This is a genomic window from Kitasatospora cheerisanensis KCTC 2395 (genome assembly GCF_000696185.1).
GTDB classification, from domain to species: domain Bacteria; phylum Actinomycetota; class Actinomycetes; order Streptomycetales; family Streptomycetaceae; genus Kitasatospora; species Kitasatospora cheerisanensis.
In genome coordinates this window covers 2083376-2109773 of record NZ_KK853997.1, presented here as the reverse complement: position 1 = coordinate 2109773, position 26398 = coordinate 2083376, and the positions used below count along the sequence as shown (strand labels likewise).

The window sequence follows — 26398 nt, the reverse complement described above, 5'->3', positions numbered from 1 at the left end:
TGCCGCCGTTGACGAGGGTGGCCGTGCTATTGTCGAAGCAGTTGCAGTATTGGTTCCCATGAACGTGTGTGTGCGCCTGCTGGTATCAACCGACAGGCGCATTTGTTTTGTCCGGTGTTTAGTCTCCGGATGGGGATCGCGGCTACGTGGGGCGCACGAGGTGTGTGTCCCAACGCCCCAGTGAAAGTGGAGACGGTTATGGCTACCGGCACCGTGAAGTGGTTCAACAGCGAAAAGGGCTACGGCTTCATCGAGCAGGACGGCGGCGGCGCCGACGTCTTCGCCCACTACTCGAACATCCAGTCCCAGGGCTTCCGTGAGCTCATCGAGGGCCAGAAGGTCGAGTTCGACGTGACCCAGGGCCAGAAGGGCCCGCAGGCGGAGAACATCCGCACCATCTGAGTCCCGGCTGACGCCGACTCATTTGTCGCAGGCGAGGGCCCGTACCTCCACAGGGTACGGGCCCTCGTGCATGCCGCCCGACGGCCGGGGCGGCCTCTGCCTGCCTGTTCCCTCCCGACGGCCGACTCCCCGCCGCCGCGCACCCCGCGCGCCGGCCGACGGCCTCAGGAAGAGGAACACGCATGCCCGAGCAGTCCCGTCCGCAGTCCGGCCCGTCCGCTTCGCGCGGTGACCAGCCCCGCACCCGGAAGCCGCGCACCGGCGCGCCCCGGAGCGCCGAGGGCCGTGGCGGCGCCCCGCGCGGCGGTTCGCCGCGCGGCGCCGAGCAGGCCCGCACCGAGCGCCCGCGCCGTCCGCGCCGGGGCGCCGCTGCCGCCGCCGCGCCCGCCGAGGACTTCACGCCCGTGCAGGGCACCCCGTCCCGCCCGCCGGCCGCGAGCTTCGCCGAACTGAACCTGCCGTCCGGGCTGATGAAGGAACTGGCGGCGCAGGGCGTCACCGAGCCGTTCCCGATCCAGGCCGCGACGCTGCCGGACGCGCTGGCCGGACGCGACGTCCTCGGCCGCGGCCGCACCGGCTCCGGCAAGACCCTGGCGTTCGGCCTGCCGCTGCTGGTGCGCACCGCCGGCAAGCGCGCCGTCGCCCGCCACCCGCTGGCCCTGGTGCTGGTGCCCACCCGCGAACTCGCCCAGCAGGTCACCGAGGCGCTCGCCCCCTACGCCGGCGTGCTCGGCCTGCGGATCACCACCGTGGTCGGCGGCATGTCGATCACCCGGCAGTCCAACCAGGTCCGCCGCGGCACCGAGGTGCTGGTGGCCACCCCCGGCCGGCTGGACGACCTGATCCAGCGCGGCGACGTCCGCCTGGACGACGTGGCGATCACCGTCCTCGACGAGGCCGACCAGATGGCCGACATGGGCTTCCTGCCGCAGGTCGTCAAGCTGCTGGAGCAGGTCGCCGAGGGCGGGCAGCGGATGCTGTTCTCCGCCACCCTGGACCGCAACGTGGACCGGCTGGTCAACCGCTTCCTCAGCGACCCGGTCACCCATTCGGTGGACCCGTCGGCCGGCGCGGTCACCACCATGGACCACCACCTGCTCCAGCTCGACCCCGCCGACAAGGCCGAGACCACCGCCCGGATCGCCGCCCGCGAGGGCCGGGTGATCATGTTCGTGCACACCAAGCACGGCGCGGACCGCCTCGCCAAGCAGTTGCGCGCCCACGGCGTGGTCGCCGCCGCGCTGCACGGCGGCAAGTCGCAGCCGCAGCGCAACCGGGTCCTCGACCAGTTCCGCGACGGCCAGGTCACCGCGCTGATCGCCACCAACGTCGCCGCCCGCGGCATCCACATCGACGGCCTCGACCTGGTCGTCAACGTCGACCCGCCGATCGACCACAAGGACTACCTGCACCGCGGCGGCCGCACCGCGCGGGCCGGCGAGTCCGGCACCGTGGTCACCCTGGTGCTGCCCGAGCAGCGCCGCGAGGTCAACCGCCTGATGACCATCGCCGGCATCCGGCCCACCATCACCAAGGTCCGCCCCGAGGACGGCGAGCTGAAGCGCATCACCGGCGCGCGGACGCCGTCCGGCGTGGCGGTCGTGCTCCCCGCCCCGGCGGTCGCCGCCGCGACGGCCCTCGCGGAACCCGCTGCGGACGGCGGCCGCGGCCGCGGGCGCAGCGGGGCGAAGCCCGTGGACGGCGAGGCGCGGCGCCGCCCGTCCAAGCGTTCCGGCGGCGGGCTGCCCAAGGACGTCGACATGAGCGGCAACCCGCGCCGGCCCCGGCCCAAGCAGCGCCCCGGTGGCGGGAACTCGCAGATGGCGGCCGGGTTCATCGGGAAGGCGTCCGGGCGGGCGAAGCCGGGCTCCGGCTCGAAGAGCGGCTCGAACTACGGCACGGGGCGGCAGCGGCGCAAGACCGACTGATCGTCGGTCGGATGCTCGGCGGGCCCGTCCGGTGGGTCGTGCACAGGTGCGGGTGACGGCCCGGCGGCACGGCCCGGCGGGCGGGTCCCTTCCGCTTCTCAGCCGCCCATCCGGCGGACCGTCGCCACCAGTGGGGCCAGTTCCGGGCGGGACTCGGCCGCGGTGAGGGCTTCGGCGAGGGCGCGGTCGTGGGTGGGGCGGGCGTCGGCGAGCAGGGCGAGGCCCGCCGGGGTGACGTTGGTGTAGATGCCGCGGCGGTCGGTGGGGCAGAGGTAGCGGGAGAGCAGGCCGCGGTCCTCCAGGCGGGTGACCAGGCGGGTGGTGGCGCTCTGGCTGAGCACGATCGCGTCGGCGAGCTGGTTCATCCGGAAGTGGCCGCCGTCGCCGTCGTGCTGGTCGGAGAGGACGTCGAGAACGGCGAACTCGCGGACGCTGAGCTCGTGTTCGGCCTGCAGGGCGCGTTCGACGTGGGCCTCGATCCGGCCGTGCAGGGAGGTCAGGGCGCACCAGCCGTGCGCCAGGCCATGGTCCGGGCGGGTCATCGGCCGCGCTCCCTTCGAAATGGGTTGTTCACTCCCCACAAGCGTAATCGAAATGTGCAAATTCCCGCGCCTGCAAGTATCTAGGCGGGGTGAGGAGGCGGTCGATGGAGCAGCAGGCACGGCTGGACGCCCAGGAGGCGGCACTGGACGCCCTGCTGGCGGCGCTGGGCACGGTCGTCGAGGTGCCGCAGGACGACCGGGTCGCCCGGCTCGCCGAGCGCGCCCCCGGCTACCCGCAGTACCACCGGATCGGCCACAAGCGGCAGGCCGCGTACCGCCGGCTGGAGGCGGACCGGGCGGCGGCGCACCGGGCGTACCCGCTGGTGCTGGCGGCGCTGCTGGCCGACGACGACCCGTCCTCGCCGCGCTGGCTCGCGCAGGTGCTGCTGGTGGTCGGTGGCCGCCGGCGGCTTCAGGAGGAGCTGGTGGCGGCCGTGGAGGGCGGCGATCCGCTGCGGCAGGGGTGCGCGGTCGGGGCGTGGCGGTGGGCGGAGGCCGTCGACGGGCCGCTCGCGGAACGCTTCCTGACGGCGCGTCGGGCGGCCGCCGGCCGCTGCGCGGATCCATGGGCGCGGGAGCGGCTCGCCGACTGACCGCCGGGGAGCGGCACTGCGGTCGGGTCGTCAGGGGGCGGCTCGGCGGTCGGCAGCCGGGCGGGCTCGCCGACGGGCCGTCAGCACGGAGTACCGGGGTACCTCTTGGGGGTGGTGCCGTGTTAGCTTCTTTGCCAATTCATGGTCTGCGCATGGCGACGCCTATGCCGTCGTCCAGGCCGCAGGCCCTGGCAACGGGGAAGAGGTACGCCGAAATGGCGGGGGAGTTCACGGTCGATCCGGACGCGCTGCGCCGGTTCGCCCGCACCAGTGCCGAACGGGCCGAGCGGCTGCGGGCGATCCGCGCCGCACTCGGCGGAGACCAGCTGTCGCCGACCGCCTTCGGGAAGCTCCCGGAGTCCGACGAGACCGGCCGCGACTACGTGGAACGCTCCGAGGCCGCGATCGAGAACACCGGCTCGGCCGCCGACACCATGGACCGGATCGCCGAGTACGCCGACGGCATGGCCGGCGCGTACGAGCGCGTCGACGAGGCCAACCAGCAGCAGATGCAGGCGATCGCCGGAGGGCTGGGCGGATGAGCGGGCCGATTGCGGGCGCGGTCGACGCCTACACGAAGATCAACGACTGGATGAGCCCGCTGGGCAGCGTGATCGACGAGATCATGCGTCCCGTCGTCGAGCCGCTCGCCGAGCCGCTGGAGTTCGTCACCGGCGATCCGGAGGGCCTGGAGGCCGCCGCCCGGCTGTGGCAGCAGCAGGCCGAGCAGCTGCGCGAGCTGGTCGCCGACCAGCGCCGCGACCGGGCCGCGCTGGCCGGCGAGTGGCAGGGCGCGGCGTCCGAGGCGTTCCAGCGCGAACTCGAAGAGTACGAACAGGCGTTGGAGGCCGAGGCGGAGGACATGGCGGGCACCGCCGAACTCCTCGACGAGGCCGCCGCCGAGGCCCGGATGGCGCAGGACCTGGTCGAGACGGTGATCCGCGAACTGATCGAGTGGGCGATCATCACGCTCGCCGCCTCGCTCGCCTTCAGCGTGATCACCGCCGGCATCTCGCTGGCCGCCGAAGCCGCCGCGGCCGCCGCCGAGGGTGCCATCGCCAGCGCCCGAATAGCCAACCTGGTGCGCAAGCTCGCCAGCGCGCTGAAGAAGATCGCCGACGCGATGAAGGCGCTCAAGGCGGTCTCCAAGCGCCCGCACCTCAACCCGAAGAAGCCCTGGACCTGGAACAAGCCGATCGACGTCGAGGCGTACCTCGCCAAGACGGGCACCAAGATGATCGGCAAGGCCGGACTGCACGGCATCGGCCTGACCGGCAACCCCGCCGGCGAGGCGCTCCAGCAGATCACCCAGAGCGGCGCCGGGATCATCGCCGACGAGGCCGACGACCGGATCAGCGGCAACCGCGGGCCCAGCACCGGCCTGCGGGAGAAGACCGGCATCGCCCAGCCCGCCGAGGCCCCCGCCCTCAGCCCCGAGGAGCGCCGGCAGCGCTTCCAGGACGCCTTCGGGTAGGCCCCGCCCGTTCCCCGCTTCCGCCCAGACCGAGGAGGACCACCGTGCTCGACCGGGACCGCCAGTTCGCCACGCCCTTCCTCGCCGCCGGCGAGCAGTTGCGGGCCGCCGCACCGATCTCGCTGGCGCCCGGCATCCCGCGCCCGCCGGAGGAGCTGCTGACCCCGCGTCAGCCCGGCGAGCTGGAGCAGAAGCTGGCCAAGCCGTTCAGCCTGCTGCGGCGCGCGTACGCGGTGGTCAACCCGGTGTCGGCGGCGGTCGGCGCGGTCGAGAACCGGATGATGGACGCCGTGCCGGACTCGGTCTGGCACGGCAGGGGCATGGCCGGCGACTGGCACACCACCGCCGGCCGCCTCGTCGTCCGCCTGCACGAGGACGGCGCGAACGGCAGCGCGCTGCTCGCCCTCACCGACCACCGCCTGCTGCTGCTCGCCGACCGCGCCAAGCTCTGGCAGCTCACCGAACAGCACGCCCTGCAGCTCGAACTCCCGCGCCACGAGATCGCCGCCGCGCGACGCAACGCGAAGGGCGTCACCCAGCGCGGCCGCCTCGACCTGCACTTCCGCGACGGCTCCTGGGTCGCCGTCACCACCCCGCTGCCCTCCGCCGCGGACGAACTCACGGCGGCGTTCGGGGCGTTCTGAGGCCCCGCCGTCGGACGGAGCGGGCGTCAGACGTCGGCGCTGCCCTCGCGGTAGATCTTGGCGGAGGCGATGCGGCCGTCGCGCAGTTCGTAGAAGCCCGCGATGGAGCAGATCCGCTGTTCGCCCGCGACGGTCAGGGTCTCGACGAGTTGGCAGGCGGCGCGGTCGGTGCCGGCCAGGAGGCTCTGGACCGTCAGGGTGGGGAGCAGCTCGGCCATGGCGCCGGCGAACAGCTCGGTCAGGGCTGCGTGGCCGCGGACGGTGGTCGTTCCGGTGATCCAGACCGCGTCCTCGGTGAAGCCGCGCATCAGCGCGTCGAGGTCGCGGGCGTTGAAGGCGCGGACGTGCTCGTGGACGGCGGCGGCGGTTGCATCGGGCATGGGTGAAGTGTGCCGTGGGCGGGCGCGGCCCGGCTCCGGGTTTTCGGTCCCTGATGGCGCGTCAGGCGGTGCGGGCGGTGCGGGTGGCTGCTGCGGCCTCGGTGTGGCGGGTGAGGACGAGGCGGGCGAGTTCGGGGGCGGCGCCGAGGACCGGGGCGAGGTGGTCGGCCGTCGTCGAGGCGGCGGCGATGCGGTCCGGGAGGAGGCCCGGGGCGAGGAGGTACGGGGCGACGGCGGTGCGGCGGACGGCCGGGTCGCTGCGGAGCGTCGCGAGCGCGTCGGTGACGGTGGGGGTGGTGGCCGCGTAGGCCGTGGTGACGGCGGCCCAGCCCCGGGTGCGCCGCCACGTGGCCGCGACGGCGCGGGTGGTGGCGTTGGCGGCCGGGTCGGAGGAACCGGCGGCGGCCAGCACGATGCCCGTGCGGGCGCGGACGTCCGGGTCGGCGACGTCGAGGCCGGACTCGGCGAGACGGCGGTCCAGGGCGTCGAGGAGCAGGGGGGACGGGCCGAGAACGTCTGCGACGGGCACCTGCGAGCCTGCGGCGCGGAGGGCGGCCGGGATGTCGTGCTTCGCGTGGAAGGCGCGGTTGAGGAGCAGCGGGACGGCGATCGCGTCGGCGAGGCGCGGGGCGACCTGGGCGATGCGGGGTGCGCAGTGGTCCAGGTAGGCGGTGGAGACCGGGAGTTCGGGGCGCAGCGCGCGGATCGCGTCGGCGAGGGCCTCGACGGTGGCGGCGTGGCGGGGGTCGCGGGAGCCGTGCGCGAGGAGGAGGAGCGGGCGGGGCCGGTTTCCGCCCGCGGGGTGCGGGTGGTGGGTGGGCGTGGTGTGCGGCTGCGGCGAGGTGTCTTCCGCTGCGCGCAGTTCCCCGCGCCCCTGGTGGGGCGCGGGGTTCTGGCGGGGTGTGGTGCGGTGGGTCATGAGGGTCAGCGGGTGGTGACGAGGAGGCCGCGGGAGCGGAGGACGTGGCGTTCGAGGGGGGAGAAGAAGAGGAGGTCGATGGCGACGCCGACGGTGAGGATGAGGAGGATGCCGAGGAGGACGCCGGACATGTTGGTGAACTCGCGCTGGTTCTCCAGGTAGCGGCCGAGGCCGAGGCCGAGGTCGGGTGAGGAGGCGATGAGTTCGGCGGCCATCAGGGAGCGCCAGGAGAAGGCCCAGCCCTGCTTGAGGCCGGCGAGGTAGCCGGGGAGTGCGGCGGGCAGCAGGATGTGGCGGGCGCCGCGGAGGCCGGTCGCGCCGAGGGTCTGGCCGGCGCGGAGGAAGACCGGGGGGACCTGGTCGACGCCGGCGATGAGGCCGTTGGCGATGGAGGGGACGGCGCCGAGGAGGATGACGGCGTACATCGCGGAGTTGTTGATGCCGAGCCAGATGACGGCCGCGGGGACCCAGGCGACCGAGGGGAGGGACTGGAGGCCGGAGAGGACGGGTCCGAGCGCGGCGCGGACCGGCTTGACCTGGGCGACCAGCAGGCCGATGGGGGTGCCGATCAGGACGGAGAGCAGGAAGCCGGACAGGCCGCGCCAGACGCTGGTCCAGATGATGGAGAACAGCGTTCCGGCGTACCAGAGTTCGGTGAGGGAGTCCCAGACGTCGGCGGGGCTGGGGAGCTTGTCGGGGGTGGTGAGTTCGAGGCTGTAGGCGAGCTGCCAGACGGCCAGGACGACGACCACGCCGAGGACGGGCGGCAGCACCTTGCGGCGCAGGACCACGGTGACCGGGGTGCGCTGGAGCGGGACGGTTTCGAGTGCGTCGAGGCCCGCCTCGACTCCCGCCGCGTCGTCCGCGGAGGTGCGGAGGGTGTCAGTGCTGGACATGGCGGCGGATCTCCCCACGCAGTTCTTCGGTGATCTCGATGGACAGATCCGCGACGCCGGCGGATTCGATGCGTCGCGGCTGCGGCAGGTCAATGCGCCACTCGCGGGCGATCCGGCCGGGGCGGGAGGAGAGCAGGACGACGCGCTCGGCGAGGCGGACGGCTTCGCGGACGTTGTGGGTGACGAACAGGACGGCGAGCCGCCGTTCGGCCCAGATGCGGGTGATCTCGTTGTGCAGGACGTCCCGGGTGATGGCGTCGAGGGCGGCGAACGGCTCGTCCATCAGCAGGACCTGGGAGCCCTGGGCGAGGGAGCGGGCGAGGGCGACGCGCTGGCGCATGCCGCCGGAGAGCTCGTGGACGCGCTTCTTGTAGGAGCCGCCGAGGCGGACCAGTTCGAGCAGGCGCTCGGCCTCGGCCTGGCGCTCGGCCTTCGCCACGCCGGCCAGCCGGAGGGCGAGTTCGATGTTCTTGCCGGCGGTGAGCCAGGGGAAGAGCGCGTGGTCCTGGAACATCAGGGCGGGGCGGCCGCCGGGGACGTCGATGGTGCCGGAGGTGGGCCGGTCGAGGCCGGCGACCAGGTTGAGCAGGGTGGACTTGCCGCAGCCGGAGGCGCCGAGCAGGGTGACGAACTCGCCGGGGGCGACGGTCAGGCTGATGTCGTCGAGGACCGGTGCGGCGGTGCCGGGGCGGCCGAAGGTCTTGTGCACGTGCGAGAGCCGGACGGCGAAGTCGCCGTCCGGGTGGCCCGCGCCGGGGGCGTCGGGCGAGGTGGTCAGTGCCGTGGTCACGGGCACCTCCTGCGGGTGTGGTCCGGGCAGGGCGGGGATCGGTGTCCGGGGTCCGCCCCGCGTCCGCCCGGTGAGTGGGCATCGGACGGGCGGGCGCGAGGCGGAACCCGGGGCCTGAAGGGGCTACCGGTGAGGGCTACTTGGCGCCGAGACCGGCGTCGGAGACGGTCGGCTGTCCCGCCGCGGTGAGCACCTTGTTGAGCGGGGTCAGGTCGTAGATCCCGGCCAGGTTGGGCTTCTTGAGCAGGCCCGCGGTGACGGCGTGGTCGGCCTCGGCCTGCAGGGTGTTGGCCAGCGGGTCGTCGATGAAGTCGATGTCCTGCCAGGCCGGGTCGAGGATCGCGGCGTCCAGGGCGTTGCCGGCGTCGGCCTTGATCTGCTCGTTGGCGACGGCCTTGGCCTGCGCGGAGTTGGCCTTGATCCAGGCGTTGGTCTTCACCGAGCCGCGCAGCACCGCCTCGACCACGTCGGGGTGTTCGGTGAGGAACTTCTGCGACACGATGATGTTGGTGATGACGAACTTCTTGTCCGGCCAGACGTCCTTCTCGTTGAGCAGGACCTTCGCGCCCAGGCTGACCAGCTTGGAGGCGGTCGGCTCGGGGACCCACGCGCCGTCGATGGAGCCGGACTTGTAGGCGTCGGGGGTGACCTTGTTGTCGCTGCGGATCACCTTGACGTCGCCGTCGCCGGTGTTCGCGTCGACCTTCCAGCCCTTGCCCGCCAGGTAGTTGAGCAGGGCGACGTCCTGGGTGTTGCCGAGCTGCGGGGTGGCGATCCGCTTGCCCTTGAGGTCGTCGACGGAGCCGATCTTCGCCGGGTTGACCACCAGCTTGACCCCGCCGGAGGCCGAACCGCCCACGATCTTCAGGGACTTGCCGCCGGACTGGGTGAAGCCGTTGATCGCGGGGGAGGGGCCGATCCAGCCGATGTCGATCGAGCCGGCGTTCAGCGCCTCGATCTCGGCGGGGCCCGCGTTGAACACCTGGGTCTTGATCTTCGTGCCGCCGAGCTCCTGCTGGAGGATGCCCTGCTTGAGGCCGACCAGGGCGGTGCCGTGGGTCAGGTTGGCGAAGTAGCCGATCTTCACGGTGTCGGCGGACAGCTTCGCGCCGGACGCGGCCGGGGCGGCCGAGGACTTGTCGTCGCTCTTGGAGCCGTAGGAGCAGGCGGACAGCAGGCCGGCCGCGGTGAGGACGGCGACGGCCGCGACGGCGGTCCGTCTGATCCGGCCGGCGGCGGGGCTGGTGCGGGTATGGGTGGGCAGGGCGATGGGTGCCATGAGAGGTGTCCCGTTCGAAGAGAAGGAAGGAAACGTGCCTGAGGTGGGCCGGGCCGCCCGCCGGGCCTGCTGTGGACAGGATCGGCGGGATGGGCCCGGTGACAGGGGCTCAGTGCCCCTGTCCGCCCCCACATCGCGTCAGGCCGCCCTGGCCGCTGCCGAGGACGCCGCTGCCGATGCGGCCGCCTTCCTTGTCCATGCCCGAGAACGCCTCGCTGGGCATCAGACCCAGTCCTCCTCAATGGAAGCGTCGGTGGTGCTGACGGTGTCGAAGGCCTCGCCCGCCATGCCGGCGGTGAGGGTGGTGCCGTCGGCCGGGTCGATCAGGATGAACGAGCCGGTCCGGCGGTTGTCGCGGTACGGGTCGAGGGCCAGCGGCTCGGCGGTGCGCAGCACCAGGTGGCCGATGTCGTTGACGTTCAACCCCTCGGCGCCGGAGCGCTGTTCGAGCGTGTCGATGTCGATCCGGTAGCCGATCTCCTTGACCAGCGCGCGCACGGTGCGGGTGGTGTGCTTGAGCAGCACCTTCGCGCCGACGTGCAGCGGGCGCTCGCTCAGGTGGCAGACCGTCGCCTCGATGTCCTTGCTCGCCACGGCGGTTGCGCCGGCCGCGATCAGGTCGCCGCGGGAGACGTCGATGTCGTCGGCCAGCCGGACCGTCACCGACTGCGGCGCCCAGGCGAGTTCGGTGGCGACGCCGAGCGCGTCGATCGCCGCGACGGTGCTGGTCTGCCCGGAGGGCAGCACCGTCACCGGGTCGCCGACCCGCAGCACGCCGGAGGCCAACTGCCCGGCGTAGCCCCGGTAGTCGTGGAACTCCTCGCTCTGCGGCCGGATCACGTACTGCACCGGGAAGCGGGCCGGCTCGGCGCTCGGGTCGGAGCCGACCGGGACGGTCTCCAGGTGCTCCAGCAGCGTCGGGCCGCCGTACCAGTCCATGTGCCGGGACGGCTCGACCACGTTGTCCCCGGCGAGGGCCGAGATCGGCACCGCCACCACGTCCTCGACGCCCAGCGAGGCGGCGTACGCCGTGAACTCCTCGGCGATCGCGGCGAACACCGGCTCCGCGTAGTCGACCAGGTCCATCTTGTTGACGGCGAGGACCACGTGCGGGACGCGCAGCAGGGCGGCGACCGCGGCGTGCCGGCGGGTCTGCTCGACCACGCCGTTGCGGGCGTCGACCAGCACCACGGCGAGCTCGGCGGTGGACGCGCCGGTCACCATGTTGCGGGTGTACTGCACGTGGCCGGGGGTGTCGGCGAGGATGAACCGGCGGCGGGCGGTGGCGAAGTAGCGGTACGCCACGTCGATGGTGATGCCCTGCTCGCGCTCGGCGCGCAGGCCGTCGGTGAGCAGCGCCAGGTCGGGCGCGTCCTGGCCGCGGCGGCGGGAGGCGTGCTCGACGGCCTCCAGCTGGTCGGCCAGCACCGACTTGGAGTCGTGCAGCAGCCGGCCCACCAGGGTGGACTTGCCGTCGTCGACGCTGCCGGCGGTGGCGAAGCGCAACAGCGAGGTGGCGGTGGCCTCTTGGGTGGTGCTCATCTCTAGAAGTACCCCTCGCGCTTGCGGTCTTCCATGGCGGCCTCGGACAGCTTGTCGTCGGCCCGCGTCGCGCCGCGCTCGGTGAGGCGGCTGGCGGCGATCTCGGCGATCACGGCCTCGATGGTGTCGGCGTCGGAGTCGACCGCGCCGGTGCAGGACATGTCGCCGACCGTGCGGTAGCGCACCAGGCGGTTCTCGACCGTCTCGGTGTCCTTCGGGCCGCCCCACTCGCCGGCGGTCAGCCACATGCCGTCGCGCTTGAACACGTCGCGGCGGTGGGCGTAGTAGATCTCCGGGAGCTCGATCTTCTCCCGCTCGATGTACTGCCAGACGTCCAGCTCGGTCCAGTTGGACAGCGGGAACACCCGGACGTGCTCGCCGACCGCGTGCCGGCCGTTGTACAGCGACCACAGCTCGGGGCGCTGCCGGCGCGGGTCCCAGGCGCCGAACTCGTCGCGCAGCGAGAACACCCGCTCCTTGGCGCGGGCCTTCTCCTCGTCGCGGCGGCCGCCGCCGAACACCGCGTCGAACTTCTCGGACTCGATGGCGTCCAGCAGCGGCACGGTCTGCAGCGGGTTGCGGGTGCCGTCGGGCCGCTCGCGCAGCACGCCGCGGTCGATGAACTCCTGGACGGAGGCGACGTGCAGGCGCAGGTTGTGCTGCGCCACGGTGCGGTCGCGGTACTCGATGACCTCGGGGAAGTTGTGCCCGGTGTCCACGTGCAGCAGGGCGAACGGCACCGGCGCGGGCGCGAACGCCTTCAGCGCCAGGTGCAGCATCACGATGGAGTCCTTGCCGCCGGAGAACAGGATCACCGGCCGCTCGAACTCGCCCGCCACCTCGCGGAAGATGTGCACCGACTCCGCCTCCAGGGCGTCCAGGTGCGAGAGCGCGTACGGGCTGTCCGCGGCCCGGTCCAGGCGCTGGGTGGTGACGGTCATGCCAAGCCCCTCTCGGTCAGGAAGGCGTGCAGTTCGCCGGCCGACTCGGCCACCGACCGGCCCTGCGTCTGCAGCCGCAACTCCGGCTTCTCCGGGGCCTCGTACGGGTCGTCGACGCCGGTCAGGCCGGAGATCTCGCCGGCCGCCTGCTTGGCGTACAGGCCCTTGACGTCCCGCTCCGAGCAGAGCTCGACCGGGGTGGCGACGTGGATCTCCAGGAACTCGGTGCCGTTGGCGGCGTGCCGCTCGCGCACCGCGGCGCGGGAGTCGGCGAACGGGGCGATCACCGGGGCGAGCACCTTGACGCCGTTCGCGGCGAGCTTCTCGGCGACGAAGCCGATCCGGGTGACGTTGGTGTGCCGGTCCTCGCGGGAGAACCCGAGGCCCTTGGAGAGGAACTCGCGGATCTCGTCACCGTCCAGCACCTCGACCCGGTGGCCCTCGGCGCGCAGCCGCTCGGCCAGCGCGAACGCCAACGTGGTCTTTCCGGCGCTGGGCAGCCCGGTCAGCCACACGGTGGCGCCCCGCTCACGGGCCGCTGCCGGAGTGTCGGCGGTGGTCACGGTGGTTACTCCTGACGTTCGGTGACGGTGGTTCAGGTGGTGGCGGCTCAGAGGTGGATGCCGCACTCGGTCTTGCCGGAGCCCGCCCAGCGGCCGGCCCGGCCCGCCTCGCCCTCGCCGGGCTTGGCGGTGCAGGACAGCGGCGAGCAGCCGACCGAGGTGTAGCCCTCCCACAGCAGCGGGTTCAGCAGCACCCCGTTGGCCTGCACGTAGGCGTCCACGTCGGCCTGCGTCCAGCGGGCGATCGGGGCGAGCTTCACCTTGCGGCGCTTGGCGTCCCACGCCACCACGGGGGTGTTCGCCCGGGACGGCGACTCGTCGCGGCGCAGCCCCGTCGCCCAGGCGTCGTAGCCGCCCAGGCCGCGGTTCAGCGGCTCGACCTTGCGCAGCGAGCAGCACAGGTCCGGGTCGCGGTCGTGCAGCCGCGGCCCGTACTCGGCGTCCTGCTCGGCGACGCTCAGCCTCGGGGTCAGCGTGATCACGTTGACCGGCATGGTCGCGGCGACCGCGTCCCGGGTGCCGATGGTCTCCGGGAAGTGGTAGCCGGTGTCCAGGAACACCACGTCCACGCCGGGCAGCACGGTCGACGCCAGGTGCGCGACCACCGCGTCCTCCATCGAGGAGGTCACGCAGAACCGCTTGCCGAAGGTGTCGGCCGCCCACCGCAGGATCTCCTGCGCGGACGCCTCCTCCAGCTCCCGGCCGGCCTTGAGCGCGGCCGCCTCGTAGTCAGTCGCGGTCGTCATGTCCGGTCCCCCCGTCGGTCGTCGACAACAGGCCGAGGAACTTCAACCGGAAGCCCCGGCGGCAGGCCCGGCACTCCCAGGCGCCGTGGCCGCCCTCGGACGGCCGCAGGTCCTCGTCCCCGCAGTACGGGCAGTAGAACGGTGCAGCGCGCTCACTCACGACAGCTGCTCCTCGGTGGCCCGCACCGCCCACTGGGCGAAGCGCTCGCCGTCCTGACGGTCCGCCTGGTAGCGGAGCAGCAGGCGCTCGACGTAGTCGGGCAGTTCGGCGCTGGTGACCTTCAGGCCGCGGATCTTGCGGCCGAACGCGGCGTTCTCGAAGCCGAGCGAGCCGCCCAGGTGGATCTGGAAGCCCTCGACCTGCTGCCCGTTCGCGTCGGTGACCAGCTGGCCCTTCAGGCCGATGTCGGCGGTCTGGATCCGGGCGCAGGCGTTCGGGCAGCCGTTGATGTTGATGCTCAGCGGCTCGTCGAACTCCGGCAGGCGGCGCTCCAGTTCGTCGATCAGGGTACGGCCGCGGTCCTTGGTGTCGACGATCGCGAGCTTGCAGTACTCGATGCCGGTGCAGGCCAGCGTGCCGCGGCGGAAGGTGGACGGCGTGACCCGCAGGTCCAGCGCCTCCAGGCCGGCCACCAGCGAGTCGACCCGGTCCTGCTCGACGTCCAGCACGATCAGCTTCTGCTCGACGGTGGTCGCCAGCCGGCCCGAGCCGTGCTCGGCGGCCAGGTCGGCGATCTGCTGGATCAGCTTGCCGTTCAGCCGGCCGACCTTCGGCGCGAAGCCGACGTAGAACCGGCCGTCGTTCTGCGGGTGCACGCCCACGTGGTCGCGCCAGCGCCCGGCCGGCTGCTCCGGGCCCGGACCGTCCGTCAGCTCCCGCTTCAGGTACTCGTCCTGGAGCACCTGGCGGAACTTGGCCACGCCCCAGTCGGCGACCAGGAACTTCAACCGGGCCCGGTTGCGCAGGCGGCGGTAGCCGTAGTCGCGGAAGATGCCGACCACGCCGGCCCACACCTCGGGGACGTCCTCCAGCGGCACCCAGGCGCCCAGCCGGACGCCGAGCTTCGGGTTGGTGGACAGGCCGCCGCCGACCCACAGGTCGAAGCCCGGGCCGTGCTCGGGGTGGACCACGCCGACGAACGCGATGTCGTTGATCTCGTGGACCACGTCCAGCAGCGGCGAGCCGGAGACCGCGGTCTTGAACTTGCGCGGCAGGTTGGAGAACTCCGGCTTGCCGATGTACCGGCGGTTGATCTCCTCGATCGCCCAGCTGCCGTCGATGATCTCGTCGGCGGCGATGCCCGCCACCGGCGAGCCGATCACCACGCGCGGGCAGTCGCCGCAGGCCTCGGTGGTGGACAGGCCGACCGACTCCAGCTTCTCCCAGATCGCCGGGACGTCCTCGATCCGCACCCAGTGGAACTGCACGTTCTGGCGGTCCGTCACATCGGCGGTGCCGCGCGCGTACTGCTCGGACGCCTCGCCGATGGCGCGCAGTTGAGCGGTCGTCAGCTGCCCGCCGTCGATGCGCACCCGGAGCATGAAGTACTCGTCCTCGAGCTCGTGCGGCTCCAGGATCGCGGTGCGGCCGCCGTCGATGCCCTGGCGGCGCTGGGTGTACAGGCCCCACCAGCGCATCCGGCCGCGCAGGTCCGCCGGGTCGATCGACTGGAAGCCGCCCTTGGAGTAGATCGTCTCAATGCGTGTCCGCACATTGAGACCGTCGTCGTCCTTCTTCATCTGCTCGTTGGCGTTCAGCGGGGTGAAGTGCCCCATCGCCCACTGGCCCTCGCCGCGGTGGCGGGTCACCTTGCGGGCGGCGGGCGGGCCGCGGGGGCGGCGCCGGCCTGAGGCTCGACCGTTTCGGGAGTGCGGGCCATGGTGTCAGTCCTTTGAGCGGCTTGGCAGGTGCGAGGGTGCAGACGGTTCCCGGGCACGCCCCCGCTCCCACCTGCGGAGATCAGCAGGCGGCGGGAGGGTGACGCTGGGCCGGGGTCGGTGGTGCGCGCATCCGCGACGGCGGGGATGGGCGAGCAGGGCGCCGGTGCGGTGGCGGCGTGCGAGTGGGGCTCAGGTCACCGGACAGATGGCGCTGGACACGCGAAGGAGGTCGACGTGGAGTCGGCCAACTAGGGTGGTTCCGGCGCTAGACATGGCAAGAGATTCGCACGGCGAGCGACTCGCGGTCCACTAACGTCCGAATCCTGGACCTTGGTGTTCCGCATCTCGGGACACTCGGCGATGCCGGGCCGCTCCGCGCATTGCGGCCCGTCAGTTCCCGGCGGCGGCGCATCGGTCCAGGAGTGCGGGCCGATACCGTAGGGGCGTGCAAGCAGCAGGGAGTACTCCGCATCCACCCGGCGGGACCGGACCGGCCGTCGACCGGCCCGCCCGCCGCCGCGGCGGCCGCCGCCGCGCCGCGAAGCGAACCACCTGGTACCGGACCCTCTGGGCGCTGGTGAAGGACACCACCAACACCTGCGTCGAGTACCGCGTCACCGGCCTCGCGGCGGAGGCGGCGTTCTTCACGCTGCTCTCCATCCCGCCGCTGCTGCTCTGCCTGGCCGGCACCCTCGGCTACCTCGACGACATCCTCGGCGCCGGCACCATCGTGCGGCTCAAGGCGGACATCGTCTCGGCATCCGGGACGGTGCTCTCACCGAGCTCCATCGACCAGATCGTCCAACCGCTGCTCGACGACGTCTTCGGCAGCGCCCGGCCGGACCTGATCTCGATCGGCTTCCTGCTCTCGCTCTGGTCCGGCTCCCGCGCGCTCTACATCTTCATCGACACCATCACCGTCATGTACGGCCTCGACGGCAAACGCGGCCTGGTCAAGACCCGGCTGATGTCGCTCGGCCTCTACCTCGGCGCGCTGGTCATCGGCTCCCTGGTGCTGCCGCTGCTGGTCACCGGGCCCGGACTGCTGATCAACACCTTCCAGAGCTGGGCCGGCGTGATCAGCTCGCTGTACTGGCCGGCCGCGATCCTGCTGCTGATCGTCTTCCTCACCACCCTCTACCACGTCGCCGTTCCGGTCAGCACGCCCTGGCGCGAGGACATCCCCGGCGCGCTGGTCGCCCTGCTGGTCCTGGTGGTGTGCAGCGTCGCCCTGCGGCTCTACCTGATCAGCTCCGTCGAGGGCCACTCCGTGTACGGGCAGCTCGCCGCCCCCGTCGCCGTGCTGCTGTGGATCTTCGTGGTGGCGCTGGCCGTCCTGATCGGCGCCGCGATGAACGCCGCCATAGACCGCCGCTGGCCCGCCGTCGAGACCGCCGACGCCCGCGCCGAGGTCGAGCGCCTCAGCGAGGACGCCGCCGTCCAGCGCGGCCGCGAGGCCGCCGCCCGGCGGGCCGCCGAACGCGCCGAACGCACCCGCCAGTTCGGCCTCGCCGACGGCCACGACGAGGAACTGTTCGACGAGGACGACGACGAGGCCCCGCCCAGCGAGTACCCCGAACGGTGGGCCGGATTCCTGCCGCACGACGACCTGCGGCGGCGCTTCGGAAAGGTGCGGCGCGGACGCAAGTAGCTCCGTCAGTGGCCGAGGCGCGCCCCGGGTTGTGCGGGCGGTTAGTCGGTTCAGACCCGGTACGCCTTGCGGGCCGCCTTGGTGCGGGACTTGTGGTGGCGGGCGCGTTCGGCGCGGAGGCGGGCGTCGGTGCGGGAGGCGATCCAGTCGTTCTCGCGCTGGAGCTTGAGGAAGGACTCCCAGCGGCGCTCGGGCAGGGTGCCGTCGGCGAGGGCGGCGCGGACGGCGCAGGCGGGTTCGGTGCGGTGCGAGCAGTCGTCGTAGCGGCAGTCCGCGGCGATCGCATCGATGTCGGCGAAGGCGAGTTCGATGCCCTCGCCACCGAAGAGGCCGACGCCGCGCAGGCCGGGGGTGTCGATGACGGCGCCGCCTGCGGGCAGCGGGAGGAGCTCCCGGGTGGTCGTGGTGTGCCGGCCCTTCTCGTCGACGGTGCGGACCTGTTGGACCGTCATGGCGTCCGTCCCGGCGAGGGCGTTGGTGAGCGTGGACTTGCCCGCGCCGGACTGGCCGATCAGCGCGCAGGTGCCGGTGGCGAGGGCGCGCAGGGCGTCCATGCCGTCCCCGGTCTCGGCGCTGACCGTCAGCACGGTGACCCCGGGTGCGACCGCTTCGACGTCCGCCCGGACGAATTCGCCGTCGTGCACCAGGTCGGACTTGGTGAGGACGATCAGCGGTTCGGCCCCGGATTCCCAGGCGAGGGCGAGCAGGCGCTCGACCCTGCCCAGGTCGGGTTCCGCGGCGAGCGAGACAGCGATCAGGACGGTGTCGATGTTGGCGGCCAGCACCTGACCTTCGGAGCGCTTGTGGGCGCCCTTGCGGATGATCGCGGTGGTGCGGGGCAGGACGGTGGTGACGACGGGCACCGGCCGGGCGGCCGGGTCGACGGCCACCCAGTCCCCGGTGCACGGGTTGTTGACGGTGTCGGCGCCGGTGACCGAGCGGGTGTCGGCGCGCAGCGTGGTGGGTTCGCCGGTCTCGGGGTCGACGACCAGCACGTCGCAGCGGCCGCGGTCGATGCGGGTGATCCGCCCGGCGAGCAGGCCGGTCTCGGCGAGGGGGTGGAAGGCGGCTGCCCGGTCCTCGTCCCAGCCGAGGCCGGCGAGCGGGTGGGCAGTGATGGTGGAAAGCACGGGGTGGACCCTTCGAGGGAACGGGTGGCCCCGGCCGGCCTGGTGTCAGCGTATGGGCGACACCGGTTCGAGGGCGGCCGCGAGCCAGTGGGGACAGGACTCGGTGGACTTCTGAACGCGGGAAACAACACCTGCAAGGACAGGCCTCACGGTCCTCACCTCCTCTTTCGGCGACACGCCTCGCGCACCCCGCCCTGGGGTGCCCTCCATCGGCGCACGCCACGCTAGTACCAACCCGCATCGGCCGCCACCGAATTTCCCGCACCGCCGAGATGCCATCAACTCCCCTAGAAGGCACGGAAGTTTGATGCAAGGGTTCCGCAAGGATCCGCAAGGGTTCTCCAGTCGTCCCGCCACCGCGTGCGGACATCTCTGCTTTGCGGTGGTGCACGGGGCACCGCCGTCCGGTGGGAGGCCGGGAAGGACAGAGGGGGGATGCCTCGTGGCATGGGCGACTATGCCCGGCTGCAAGCGGGCGCTCGCAGTGGTGCACACCGAGGTGTACGGCCGACGGCTGCTCGAACTCTGTGAGCTGCTGGGATCGGATCTGCGCGTGCAGGTGGTCTTCACCGTCGCGCCGCACGCGTTCAACGACGGGGCGGCCGCGTTCCTGATGCGGCTCGGCGGCACGGTGGTGCCGTGGGAGGAGGCCGTTCGGACCGAGTTCGACCTGATCCTGGCGGCCGGTTCGCGCGGCATCGAGCAGTTGCGCGGCCCGCTGGTGCGGCTGCCGCACGGAGCCGGACACCTGCAGTTGACCCGCGCACTGCCACCGGTGGGTTCGGTCAGCGGCGTCCGCGACCAGGGCGGCGCCGGCACGGTGCAGCACGAGCGGGAGGTGGCCGGCCTGGGCCGGGACTACCTGCTGTGGGAGGGCCGGCCGAATGCGGCGGCGTACGCGCTGGCGCACCGGGACGACCTGACGGAGTTGGAGCGGAGCTGTCCGGAGGTGCTGCCGGTGGCGGAGGTGGTCGGCGACGGCGACCACGACCGGATCACGGCAGCGCTGCCCCGGCGAGCGGAGTACCGGGCGGCACTCGGGCTGGCGGACGGGGAACAGTTGGTTCTGCTCTGCTCGACCTGGGGGCCGAACTCGGTGTTCGGACGGTTGGACGCGTTCCTGCCGCGACTGGTGCGCGAACTGCCCGCAGGTCGGTTCCGCTCCGCGCTGGTCCTTCACCCCAACGTGTCAGCGGGGCACGGCCGTTGGCAGGTACGCCGGTGGGTGGACGGGGTCTCCGGGGGGTCGGTTTCGCTGGTGACGCAGGAGGTGGACTGGCGGCCGATGCTGGTGGCCGCCGACTACGTGATCGGTGACCACGGTTCCGTCACGCTGTACGCGACGCTCACCCGGGCCCGCATCCTGCTCGCCCGGTTCCCGCACCGGGACGTCAACCCGCGCTCACCGGGTGTGCAACTGGCGATGACCGCCCCGGCGTTGGACCCGGCCCGCCCGCTGGCCTGCCAGCTTGCCTACGCCGACGCGAGGTACCGGTCGGAGGCGTACGCGGAGATCGGCGCCCGGATCTCCTCGGAGCCGGGAGAGTTCCTGCCGCGGATCCGCCGCCTGCTCTACCGGGTGCTGAACCTGGGCGAGCCGGCGTACCCGCCCACCGAGCCGCCGCTTCCGCTGCCCGCCCCGCTCGCAGGAGGCGCCAGATGGCAGTGAAGGTGACGGTCCGCTTGCCCGGTCCGCCGGGGAGCGGGCCCAGGTACGACCGGCACGTGGCGGCCCGGATCGACGAACCGGCCCGGGTTCGGCATCTGGCGGACGTGCTGTACGGCGGGACTCCGGAGACGGCGGAGGAGTTGTGGCGGCGCCATCCCGGCTGCGCGGTGCTCGCGGTACTGGGCGCGGACGGGTCGGTGCACGTGCACTTCCGCGGCGGCGCATCGACGATCCGCCTGGCGGACGCGGCACCGAATGGAGCGCCGGACGCGACGGTGGTGGCCGGATCGCTGGTCCACGCACTGCTCGCTGCGGGCGCTGTGATCCTCCGGTAGCACGGAGCAGATGAGAGGAACGCGAGAGCCGCGTCCCGGGGTCGCCCGGGACGCGGCTCGGGTGGTACCAACAGCTTGCGGCTGACGTCCGGCTAGAACGGCAAGCCGAAAAGCCAGATCCCGATCCAGGCGCAGGTGCCCGGCTCGCTGCGGCCAGGTGTCCCCGGTATGGAGCCCAGGGGCGAGAGGGTGCGGTGGTTCACGAACGAGGCAGGCGCAGCACGGTGCGCGTTGAAGCCGTCGCGCATTGGAGATTCTGGCACTAACGGTCAGCTCTTCCTGAGGGCAGTCGATCACTTGCGCGACGACCATACAAGGTTCGGTGCCAACCTCGCCATTCTGCTTCATTGGACCCAGGAGGTTGGGTCCCCTCCCCAAGTGACTGGCGAGTAATTTAGCGAAGCCGTGACGGAGACGTTTGAATGATAATAGTCAAGATCCATCGGGTGTTGCGCGGCTCTCGGGGCGGAGCAGTTCGCGATAGCGGTCCAGGGTCCGTTCGGTCGCTGTTTCGCCGCGCGGGCGGTCGTCGAATCCGTCGGGGGTGGGAGGGCTGTACTGGACTGTGCCGGTGCCGTGCTGGCGGTTCGGCAGTAGCCGTTGTGCCTGGTCCAGACCACTGAGGGCGTCCGCCTCCTCGCGCGGGGCCCCGACGGAACGGGCGATCCGGTATGCCTCCGAGTGCAGTTCGAGGGCTGAATCCGGATTCCCGGAGTCGAGCAGGATTCGACCCATGACATTCATCGCGATGGCCTGATGGCGAAGGGCGCCGGACCGGCGGAAGATGTTGATGGCAGAGGAAGCCAGAGCGACTGCCCGATCGGTTTCCTTCGGAATCTCGAAGAGGCTGGCGAGGTTCGATTGCGAGATTGCCAGATCCATTTCACCGATCAGCCCCCTGCCCTTGCTCAGAACCTCCTCGAAGGCCTGCCTGGCGGCGGAATTGTCGCCGATCTCCAGATAAAGTCCGCCGATGTTGTTGGTGATCTTCAAGGCTGTCGAATGCTCGTCGATGCCGCGGAAGAACGACAGTGCCTCGTGCAGGCTGTCGATCGCGCTTCGCGGATCCCCCAGCTGGCTCTGAACCATGCCGAGGTTGCCGACGGCGCGAGCCACTGCCGAGGCGTCGCCGAGTTCGCGCAGGATGTCGAGCGCCTTGCCCAGTAGTCGCAGGGCTCCGTGCAGGTCGTCCTGGTGCCAGCGCAGCTCGCCCAGGCGTCCCAGTGCGGTGGCGGTGCCTCGGCGGTCGTCGGCTGCCCGGGCGAGGTCCAGTGCGCGCTTCGCGGCGTGCTCGGCCGACGGATACCGAGAGACCTGTAACTCGGCAGTGGCAAGCGCGAGTTGTGCGTGCAGCTCGGGGAGGTCGGCACCTGATTCCCGCCAGTGCTCGGCGGCCGAGCGATGTATGTCGATCGCCTCTCGCCACAGCTGCCGAGACTCCACGTGCTCTTTGACGACGTGGGCGAGAACAGCAGCTGTCTCGCCGTCTCCCGAGGTGGACAAGTCTCTTTGAAGGGCTGTCAACGTTTCGATCTCGGCGTCCACCCAGCGCTTCGCCCCCACCTCGTCCGCCGGTTCGACACCGACGGGCGGTTCATCCACGGCGAACTCGTCACCGAACAGCGCGAGCTCCATGCGATAGCGATCGGAATGGATCTTTCGGTCCGCCCAATTCGCCGTACGGCACAGATAGCTGACAGACCGTCGTACGGCCGCTCGACAGTCCTCGGGGGACTCCGTCTGCCGCACCTGGGCGCTCGCATAGGCTCGAACGAGCGAGTGGTAGCTGAACCGCTCCGGCGAGTGCTCCGCCAACAGGCTCGCGGACAGCAGATCCTCGATCAGCCGCTCCGCGCGGTCGATCGGGCAGCCGATCAGTGCCGCGGCAGTGTGCAGGCCGAAGTCGGGGCCGGGGTGCAGGCTCAGCCGGCGGAACGCCATCTGATGCTGTTCTGACAAATCGTGGTAGGACATGGCCAATGCGCCGCAAAGACTGTCGGGGCCGTCTCCGAGCTCGTCCAGAAGGCCGTTGCGGGTGAGGCGGTCCGCGAGGTGGGCAAGGGTCCAGGAGGAGCGGAAGCGGAAGCGTCCGGCGGCGAGGTGGAGGGCCAAGGGATGGTGGGCGCACAAGCGGGTGATCTCGGCGAGTCGGTCGGCGTCGGCGGTCCGGTCGGAGCCGGCCAGGCGGACGAACATCTCGGCGGACGCGGCCGGGGACAGCGCGTCAAGCGGGATGGTGACGACGGACGGGAGCGCCGCCATCCGGTGACGGCTGGTCACCAGGACGAACGAGGTGGGTCTGGACGGAAGCAGCGGCCCGATCTGACCGGGCCCCGCGGCGTCGTCGAGGAGTATCAGGGCCTGCCGCTGGGTGAGCAACTCGTGGCACTGGCCGAGGAGTTCCTCGCGTTCTACGGGGATCCGGGCGGCCGGGACGCCGAACTGCCGCAGCAGCGCGGTGGCTGCGGCCTCGGGGCTGGGGTCGTGCTGGGCGCCCGAGTAGGTGCCGAGTCGAAGCACATGAACGCCGTCCGGGAAGTGGCCCTGCAGGCGATCGGCTGCGGAGGTGGCAAGAGCAGTTTTTCCGCTTCCGGGCAGGCCGCTGATGGAGACCACAGGCCGGCCTTGCTCCGCGGCACCGAGATCGTCGCTCCGGCCCGCCCGCTCGCCCCGGGCAGCGGCGGTGATAAGCGCCAACTCGGACTCTCGGCCGGACAGTTCGGGGACGGCCAGCAGGCCCTGGGGCCGCTGCCGGGCCCTCTGGCGCTGGGCAGGGGGAGCGGTCGGCCCAGCGAGGGCGACAGGAGGTGCGGCCGGGCGGGGGACAAGGGTGGTGATGTTGGCGCCGTTGAGGATGAGATCGTTGAGGGTCCTGAGGCGTTCGCCGGGTCTGGTACCGAGGTCGTGGTCGAGTCGATGACGGATGTGCCGGTAGACAGCGAGGGCCTCGGCAATGCGGCCGCTGCCGTAGAGGGACGTCATCAGATGGGTGGCGACCTTCTCGTTCCACGGGTTCTTGTCGGCGAGTTCGGCCAGGGTGGGGACGAGGTCGGCGTACCGGCCGAGGCGCAATTCGATTTCGGTGCGGGTCAACTGGGCGGCGAGCCACTGGTCCTGCATGACCTTGCGGGTCTGCTGGGCCCACTCGCCAGGCAGGCCGGCAAGAGGGTCGCCCTGCCAGAAGTCGTCGGCATCGTCGAGGGCGTCGAGGGCCCGCCGGTCGTCGCCCGCTTCGACGAAACGGCGGGCTTGGCGGGCCCGACGGCGATAGGCGTGCCAGTCGATCTGGTCGGGTTCGGCGCGGAGGGCGTAGGTGCCGGGGCGGGAGACGATCTCGACCGGGCGCTCGCCGGATTCGGTGTCGAGTTCGGCGGCGTGGCGGAGTGCCGTCCGCAGTCGGGAGACGTAGACCTGCAGGGTGCCGATGGCACTTGGCGGGGGCTCTCCGTCCCAGAGGCGTTCGGCGAGGACGGCGGGGGAGATCGGACGTTCCAGATCCACGGCCAGGGCGGCCAGCAGGATTCGGACCTTCCACGAACTGATCGACAACGGCCTTCCGCTTGCCGTCAGTTCGATTGCTCCCAACAAGTGCAGATACACCTGGGTGCCTCCTGTCGCCGGTTCCTCGGACGCGCAGGAGGTGAGCATGGCACGGGTGGGGGCATGCTGCTATAGCACCTCTGAGTTTCACTTCGCCAGTTTTCCCCTATTGCTCCGGCCGCTGTCGCACTCGTCTGGTATAGCTGCCGCCCCCGCCCGGAGGGCGGTGTCGACGGTTGGTCCGTCCGCCCCGACCGGCGCCACCTGCGTCGAAACAGTCCGGCGCCGGACGACTCGGCGAAGCGGGGGGATGCGGCGGCCGGCGTGGGCGTCCCGCGACGGTTCGTCGGGTGTCCGGCTCCCGGTGGAGGGGCGAGAGGCGTTGTCGCACCACCCCGGGCACGGCCGTATCGATCGACCCAGTGGAGGAACGAGCACGTGAAAGGCCATCACAATTCCGTCGCCGGCCAAGCCCGGATCGAGGGCGTCGCGTTTCAGGCGGGCGACGTTCAAGGGGGCGTACACATTCATTCGCACGCTCCGGCGCTGCTTCCAGTGCCGCACCAGCTTCCACCCGCCCCTGTGCGACTCCTTGGGCGCGAGGCGGAACTGGACGCGCTCGACCGGGAGTTGAATGCGCCCCCGCCACCGGGCGGGCGCTGCCTGCTGCTGACCGGGCCGGCCGGGGTCGGGAAGAGCGCACTGGCAGGCAGTTGGCTGCGCCGTCGGGCGGATGAGTTCCCGGACGGGCTGTTCTATGCCGACCTGCGCAGTCATGCTCCTGGTGGCCCGACCGATCCGGTTGAGGTGCTGGGCGCGTTCCTGCGGGCGCTGGGCCTGGCCCAGGTGCCGGCCGAACTGCACGAGGCGGCCGCACTCTGGCGCTCCGCCACGGCGAGCCGCCGGGTCGGCATCCTGTTGGACAGTGCCGCCACCGCCGCCCAGGTCCGCGCGTTGCTGCCTGGGGCCGAGGGCTCCGTCACGGTGGTGACCAGCCGCACCAGGCTGGACGGGCTGTCCATGGACGGCGCCGGAGTCTTCCCGGTCGGTCTGATCGACCGGGACGTGGCCACCGAGTTGTTGATCCAGCGGATCGGAGCGGACCGGGTCGCCGCCGAACTGTCCGCAGTGGAACAGGTGGTGAGCCGCTGCGCCGGACTGCCGCTGGCGATCTGCGTGGCCGCCGCACGGATGGCGTCGCGCCCCCGCCAGCCGCTCGCGGCGACCGCCGAGGCACTGCGCCGGGAAGTCGACCGGCTGGCGGCGTTGCGGTTGAACGGGGAGACCGCGGTGCGCGGTGCGCTGGACGCCTCGTACCGGGTGCTGGACCAGGTGGCGGGCCGGCTGTACCGAGTGCTCGGGCAGCTCCCGGTGACGGAGTTCACGCCGGAGTCGGCCGGTGCCGCAGCAGAACTCTCCTTGGCCGACGCCGATGCCATGCTCGACCTGCTCGCCGGCGCGCACCTGCTGGAGGAGCGGGGCGACGGCCGCTACCGGTTCCACGACCTGGTCCGGCTGCACGCCAGGGAGCGTGGGCAGGCCGAGGATCCGCCCGAACAGTGCGAGGCCGCCGTGCGACGGGTCGGTGATCACTATCTGGCCGCGACCACCGAGGCCGAGGCGCTGATCATGCCCAGTCACCGCCGGATGGCTCGGGACTACCGTCAACCTCCGCTGCATGTACCGGGGTTCACCGAGGAGACGGCGGCGCTCGACTGGTTCGACCGGGAACGCGACCAGCTCATGGCCGTGCTCCGGGACGCGGCCCGACGCCGCCAGTACGCGCTGACCTGGCAGCTGGCGGACGCGATGCAGCCGATGTTCGTCCGCCTTCGGCCGCATGCGATGCAACTGGAGTCCAATACCTTGGGGCTGGCCGCTGCCCGCAAAGTCGGGGAACGGATCGCCGAGCAGCGGATGCTGACCTCCCTCGGGCAGGGGCGGCGCAACGCCGGCCGGATCCAGGAGTCCGCAGACTGGTTCGCGCAGGCGCTGGTGGTGGCCGAGGAGATCGGCGACCGGAAGGGCAAGGGGCAGGCCCTGATCGGGCTCGGACACGCGCACCGCGACCTCGGCGAGCTCGACTCCGCGCGTGCCCGTTTCGAGGAGGCGCTGGTGTTGTGGGAGGCGATCGGCTACCGGCGGGGCGTCGGTCTGCTCCGGGTCGGCCTCGGCGAGGTCGCGACGGATGCCGCGAACGAGGCCGAGGCCGTGCGGCAACTATCCACAGCCATCGAGGACTTCACGGCCGTCGGTGACCAGTACGAGGTATTCCGGGCACAGGCGATCCGGGGGCGGGCGTATCTGATGGCCGGGCGGTACGGGCAGGCCGGGGCCGACCTGGAGGGCGCCCGGGCCGGGTTCGTCGCGGTGGGCGCGCCGCACTGGCAGGCCCGCAGTATCGAATGGCTTGGCGAACTGGCCTTGACCCAGGGCGACTTGGAGCTGTCTCGGGAGCGGTTCACTGCCTCGTACGAGCTGTACCGCAGCGTCGCCGCCCCCGACATCACCCGGCTCGCCCGGCGGCTGGAGGAGCTTCCTTCGGAGTGACGG

General features: G+C 71.9%; 25 protein-coding genes. 10 read left to right on the top strand and 15 right to left on the bottom strand.

The annotated features are described in order from the left end of the window. The first annotated feature begins 198 nt into the window (after positions 1–198). Complete coding sequence (locus tag KCH_RS09515) at positions 199–402, top strand: cold-shock protein (RefSeq protein ID WP_035861312.1); 204 nt, start codon at positions 199–201, stop codon at positions 400–402. Between the two features lie 182 nt (positions 403–584). Next, entirely contained in the window at positions 585–2330 is a 1746-nt protein-coding gene (locus tag KCH_RS09510; protein ID WP_035861309.1) for a DEAD/DEAH box helicase, read from the top strand. A 98-nt stretch (positions 2331–2428) separates the two neighbouring features. Here KCH_RS09510 and KCH_RS09505 read toward each other — a convergent pair whose 3' ends face one another. Then, entirely contained in the window at positions 2429–2872 is a 444-nt protein-coding gene (locus tag KCH_RS09505) for a MarR family winged helix-turn-helix transcriptional regulator (RefSeq protein ID WP_035861306.1), read from the bottom strand. Positions 2873–2976: 104 nt separating this feature from the next. Between KCH_RS09505 and KCH_RS09500 the strand changes: the two genes are divergently transcribed. The 4 genes from KCH_RS09500 to KCH_RS09485 all read left to right on the top strand — a co-directional run bounded on the left by KCH_RS09500 (position 2977) and on the right by KCH_RS09485 (position 5583). After that, positions 2977–3465, top strand: coding sequence for a hypothetical protein (locus KCH_RS09500; protein WP_035861304.1), 489 nt, complete (start codon positions 2977–2979; stop codon positions 3463–3465). A gap of 215 nt (positions 3466–3680) precedes the next feature. Further along, positions 3681–4007 carry a type VII secretion target gene (locus KCH_RS42420; RefSeq protein WP_035861302.1) on the top strand — a complete coding sequence of 109 codons (327 nt, stop codon included), beginning with the start codon at positions 3681–3683 and terminating at the stop codon, positions 4005–4007. Continuing rightward, positions 4004–4939, top strand: a complete 936-nt coding sequence (locus KCH_RS09490; RefSeq protein ID WP_051652919.1) for a WXG100 family type VII secretion target — start codon at positions 4004–4006, stop codon at positions 4937–4939. Before KCH_RS42420 ends, KCH_RS09490 begins: the two co-directional genes overlap by 4 nt. A 44-nt stretch (positions 4940–4983) precedes the next feature. Continuing rightward, positions 4984–5583 carry a hypothetical protein gene (locus KCH_RS09485; RefSeq protein ID WP_035861299.1) on the top strand — a complete coding sequence of 200 codons (600 nt, stop codon included), beginning with the start codon at positions 4984–4986 and terminating at the stop codon, positions 5581–5583. A 26-nt stretch (positions 5584–5609) separates the two neighbouring features. On the opposite strand, the gene KCH_RS09480 is transcribed toward KCH_RS09485, so the two are convergent. The 12 genes from KCH_RS09480 to KCH_RS46560 all read right to left on the bottom strand — a co-directional run bounded on the left by KCH_RS09480 (position 5610) and on the right by KCH_RS46560 (position 15793). Beyond that, positions 5610–5963, bottom strand: coding sequence for a nuclear transport factor 2 family protein (locus KCH_RS09480; protein ID WP_035861296.1), 354 nt, complete (start codon positions 5961–5963; stop codon positions 5610–5612). A gap of 61 nt (positions 5964–6024) precedes the next feature. Beyond that, on the bottom strand, positions 6025–6882 hold the full coding sequence (locus KCH_RS09475) for a sirohydrochlorin chelatase (RefSeq protein ID WP_084223415.1): 858 nt from the start codon (positions 6880–6882) through the stop codon (positions 6025–6027). A 5-nt stretch (positions 6883–6887) separates the two neighbouring features. After that, entirely contained in the window at positions 6888–7778 is an 891-nt protein-coding gene (locus KCH_RS09470) for an ABC transporter permease (RefSeq protein ID WP_035861280.1), read from the bottom strand. Next, entirely contained in the window at positions 7765–8568 is an 804-nt protein-coding gene (locus KCH_RS09465) for an ABC transporter ATP-binding protein (protein ID WP_035861277.1), read from the bottom strand. Before KCH_RS09465 ends, KCH_RS09470 begins: the two co-directional genes overlap by 14 nt. Positions 8569–8704: 136 nt before the next feature. Then, positions 8705–9847: an aliphatic sulfonate ABC transporter substrate-binding protein gene (locus KCH_RS09460; protein WP_051652918.1), complete on the bottom strand. Its 1143-nt coding sequence runs from the start codon at positions 9845–9847 to the stop codon at positions 8705–8707. A 222-nt stretch (positions 9848–10069) separates the two neighbouring features. Beyond that, entirely contained in the window at positions 10070–11389 is a 1320-nt protein-coding gene (locus tag KCH_RS09450; protein ID WP_035861269.1) for a sulfate adenylyltransferase subunit 1, read from the bottom strand. A 2-nt stretch (positions 11390–11391) separates the two neighbouring features. Further along, positions 11392–12330 carry a sulfate adenylyltransferase subunit CysD gene (gene cysD, locus KCH_RS09445; protein ID WP_035861266.1) on the bottom strand — a complete coding sequence of 313 codons (939 nt, stop codon included), beginning with the start codon at positions 12328–12330 and terminating at the stop codon, positions 11392–11394. After that, complete coding sequence (gene cysC, locus KCH_RS09440; protein WP_035861265.1) at positions 12327–12893, bottom strand: adenylyl-sulfate kinase; 567 nt, start codon at positions 12891–12893, stop codon at positions 12327–12329. Before cysC ends, cysD begins: the two co-directional genes overlap by 4 nt. 47 nt (positions 12894–12940) lie before the next feature. Beyond that, on the bottom strand, positions 12941–13639 hold the full coding sequence (locus KCH_RS09435; protein WP_035861263.1) for a phosphoadenylyl-sulfate reductase: 699 nt from the start codon (positions 13637–13639) through the stop codon (positions 12941–12943). After that, a complete protein-coding gene (locus KCH_RS42415) occupies positions 13623–13799 on the bottom strand; it encodes a hypothetical protein (protein WP_167574022.1) in 177 nt (58 codons plus the stop codon). Before KCH_RS42415 ends, KCH_RS09435 begins: the two co-directional genes overlap by 17 nt. Further along, positions 13796–15415 carry a nitrite/sulfite reductase gene (locus tag KCH_RS09430; protein ID WP_084223413.1) on the bottom strand — a complete coding sequence of 540 codons (1620 nt, stop codon included), beginning with the start codon at positions 15413–15415 and terminating at the stop codon, positions 13796–13798. Before KCH_RS09430 ends, KCH_RS42415 begins: the two co-directional genes overlap by 4 nt. Before the next feature lie 294 nt (positions 15416–15709). Beyond that, a complete protein-coding gene (locus KCH_RS46560; protein WP_318264789.1) occupies positions 15710–15793 on the bottom strand; it encodes a putative leader peptide in 84 nt (27 codons plus the stop codon). 172 nt (positions 15794–15965) lie between these two features. On the opposite strand from KCH_RS46560, the gene KCH_RS09425 reads away from it, so the two are divergent. Continuing rightward, entirely contained in the window at positions 15966–17171 is a 1206-nt protein-coding gene (locus KCH_RS09425) for a YihY/virulence factor BrkB family protein (protein ID WP_035861258.1), read from the top strand. Positions 17172–17221: 50 nt separating this feature from the next. Here the strand turns inward: KCH_RS09425 and rsgA are convergent, their stop codons facing one another. After that, complete coding sequence (rsgA, locus tag KCH_RS09420; protein ID WP_035861256.1) at positions 17222–18301, bottom strand: ribosome small subunit-dependent GTPase A; 1080 nt, start codon at positions 18299–18301, stop codon at positions 17222–17224. Positions 18302–18743: 442 nt separating this feature from the next. Between rsgA and KCH_RS09415 the strand changes: the two genes are divergently transcribed. Continuing rightward, entirely contained in the window at positions 18744–19970 is a 1227-nt protein-coding gene (locus KCH_RS09415) for a hypothetical protein (protein ID WP_244305256.1), read from the top strand. 56 nt (positions 19971–20026) lie between these two features. Further along, the gene (locus KCH_RS09410; protein WP_157031967.1) at positions 20027–20305 is read left to right on the top strand and encodes a hypothetical protein; all 279 of its coding nucleotides are present in this window, start codon (positions 20027–20029) and stop codon (positions 20303–20305) included. A 432-nt stretch (positions 20306–20737) separates the two neighbouring features. Here the strand turns inward: KCH_RS09410 and KCH_RS09405 are convergent, their stop codons facing one another. Continuing rightward, entirely contained in the window at positions 20738–23905 is a 3168-nt protein-coding gene (locus tag KCH_RS09405; protein WP_035861247.1) for an AfsR/SARP family transcriptional regulator, read from the bottom strand. 378 nt (positions 23906–24283) lie between these two features. Between KCH_RS09405 and KCH_RS09400 the strand changes: the two genes are divergently transcribed. Then, positions 24284–26395, top strand: coding sequence for an ATP-binding protein (locus KCH_RS09400; protein WP_157031966.1), 2112 nt, complete (start codon positions 24284–24286; stop codon positions 26393–26395). The last annotated feature ends 3 nt before the right edge of the window (positions 26396–26398 follow it).

Bases quoted from the DNA above. Each gene is read 5' to 3' on its own strand.
- KCH_RS09515 (WP_035861312.1), top strand. From the start codon at position 199: ATGGCTACCGGCACCGTGAAGTGGTTCAACAGCGAAAAGGGCTACGGC.
- KCH_RS09510 (WP_035861309.1), top strand. From the start codon at position 585: ATGCCCGAGCAGTCCCGTCCGCAGTCCGGCCCGTCCGCTTCGCGCGGT.
- KCH_RS09505 (WP_035861306.1), bottom strand. From the start codon at position 2,872: ATGACCCGCCCGGACCATGGCCTGGCGCACGGCTGGTGCGCCCTGACC.
- KCH_RS09500 (WP_035861304.1), top strand. From the start codon at position 2,977: ATGGAGCAGCAGGCACGGCTGGACGCCCAGGAGGCGGCACTGGACGCC.
- KCH_RS42420 (WP_035861302.1), top strand. From the start codon at position 3,681: ATGGCGGGGGAGTTCACGGTCGATCCGGACGCGCTGCGCCGGTTCGCC.
- KCH_RS09490 (WP_051652919.1), top strand. From the start codon at position 4,004: ATGAGCGGGCCGATTGCGGGCGCGGTCGACGCCTACACGAAGATCAAC.
- KCH_RS09480 (WP_035861296.1), bottom strand. From the start codon at position 5,963: ATGCCCGATGCAACCGCCGCCGCCGTCCACGAGCACGTCCGCGCCTTC.
- KCH_RS09475 (WP_084223415.1), bottom strand. From the start codon at position 6,882: ATGACCCACCGCACCACACCCCGCCAGAACCCCGCGCCCCACCAGGGG.
- KCH_RS09470 (WP_035861280.1), bottom strand. From the start codon at position 7,778: ATGTCCAGCACTGACACCCTCCGCACCTCCGCGGACGACGCGGCGGGA.
- KCH_RS09460 (WP_051652918.1), bottom strand. From the start codon at position 9,847: ATGGCACCCATCGCCCTGCCCACCCATACCCGCACCAGCCCCGCCGCC.
- KCH_RS09450 (WP_035861269.1), bottom strand. From the start codon at position 11,389: ATGAGCACCACCCAAGAGGCCACCGCCACCTCGCTGTTGCGCTTCGCC.
- cysD (WP_035861266.1), bottom strand. From the start codon at position 12,330: ATGACCGTCACCACCCAGCGCCTGGACCGGGCCGCGGACAGCCCGTAC.
- KCH_RS09435 (WP_035861263.1), bottom strand. From the start codon at position 13,639: ATGACGACCGCGACTGACTACGAGGCGGCCGCGCTCAAGGCCGGCCGG.
- KCH_RS09430 (WP_084223413.1), bottom strand. From the start codon at position 15,415: ATGGGGCACTTCACCCCGCTGAACGCCAACGAGCAGATGAAGAAGGAC.
- KCH_RS46560 (WP_318264789.1), bottom strand. From the start codon at position 15,793: ATGTCTAGCGCCGGAACCACCCTAGTTGGCCGACTCCACGTCGACCTC.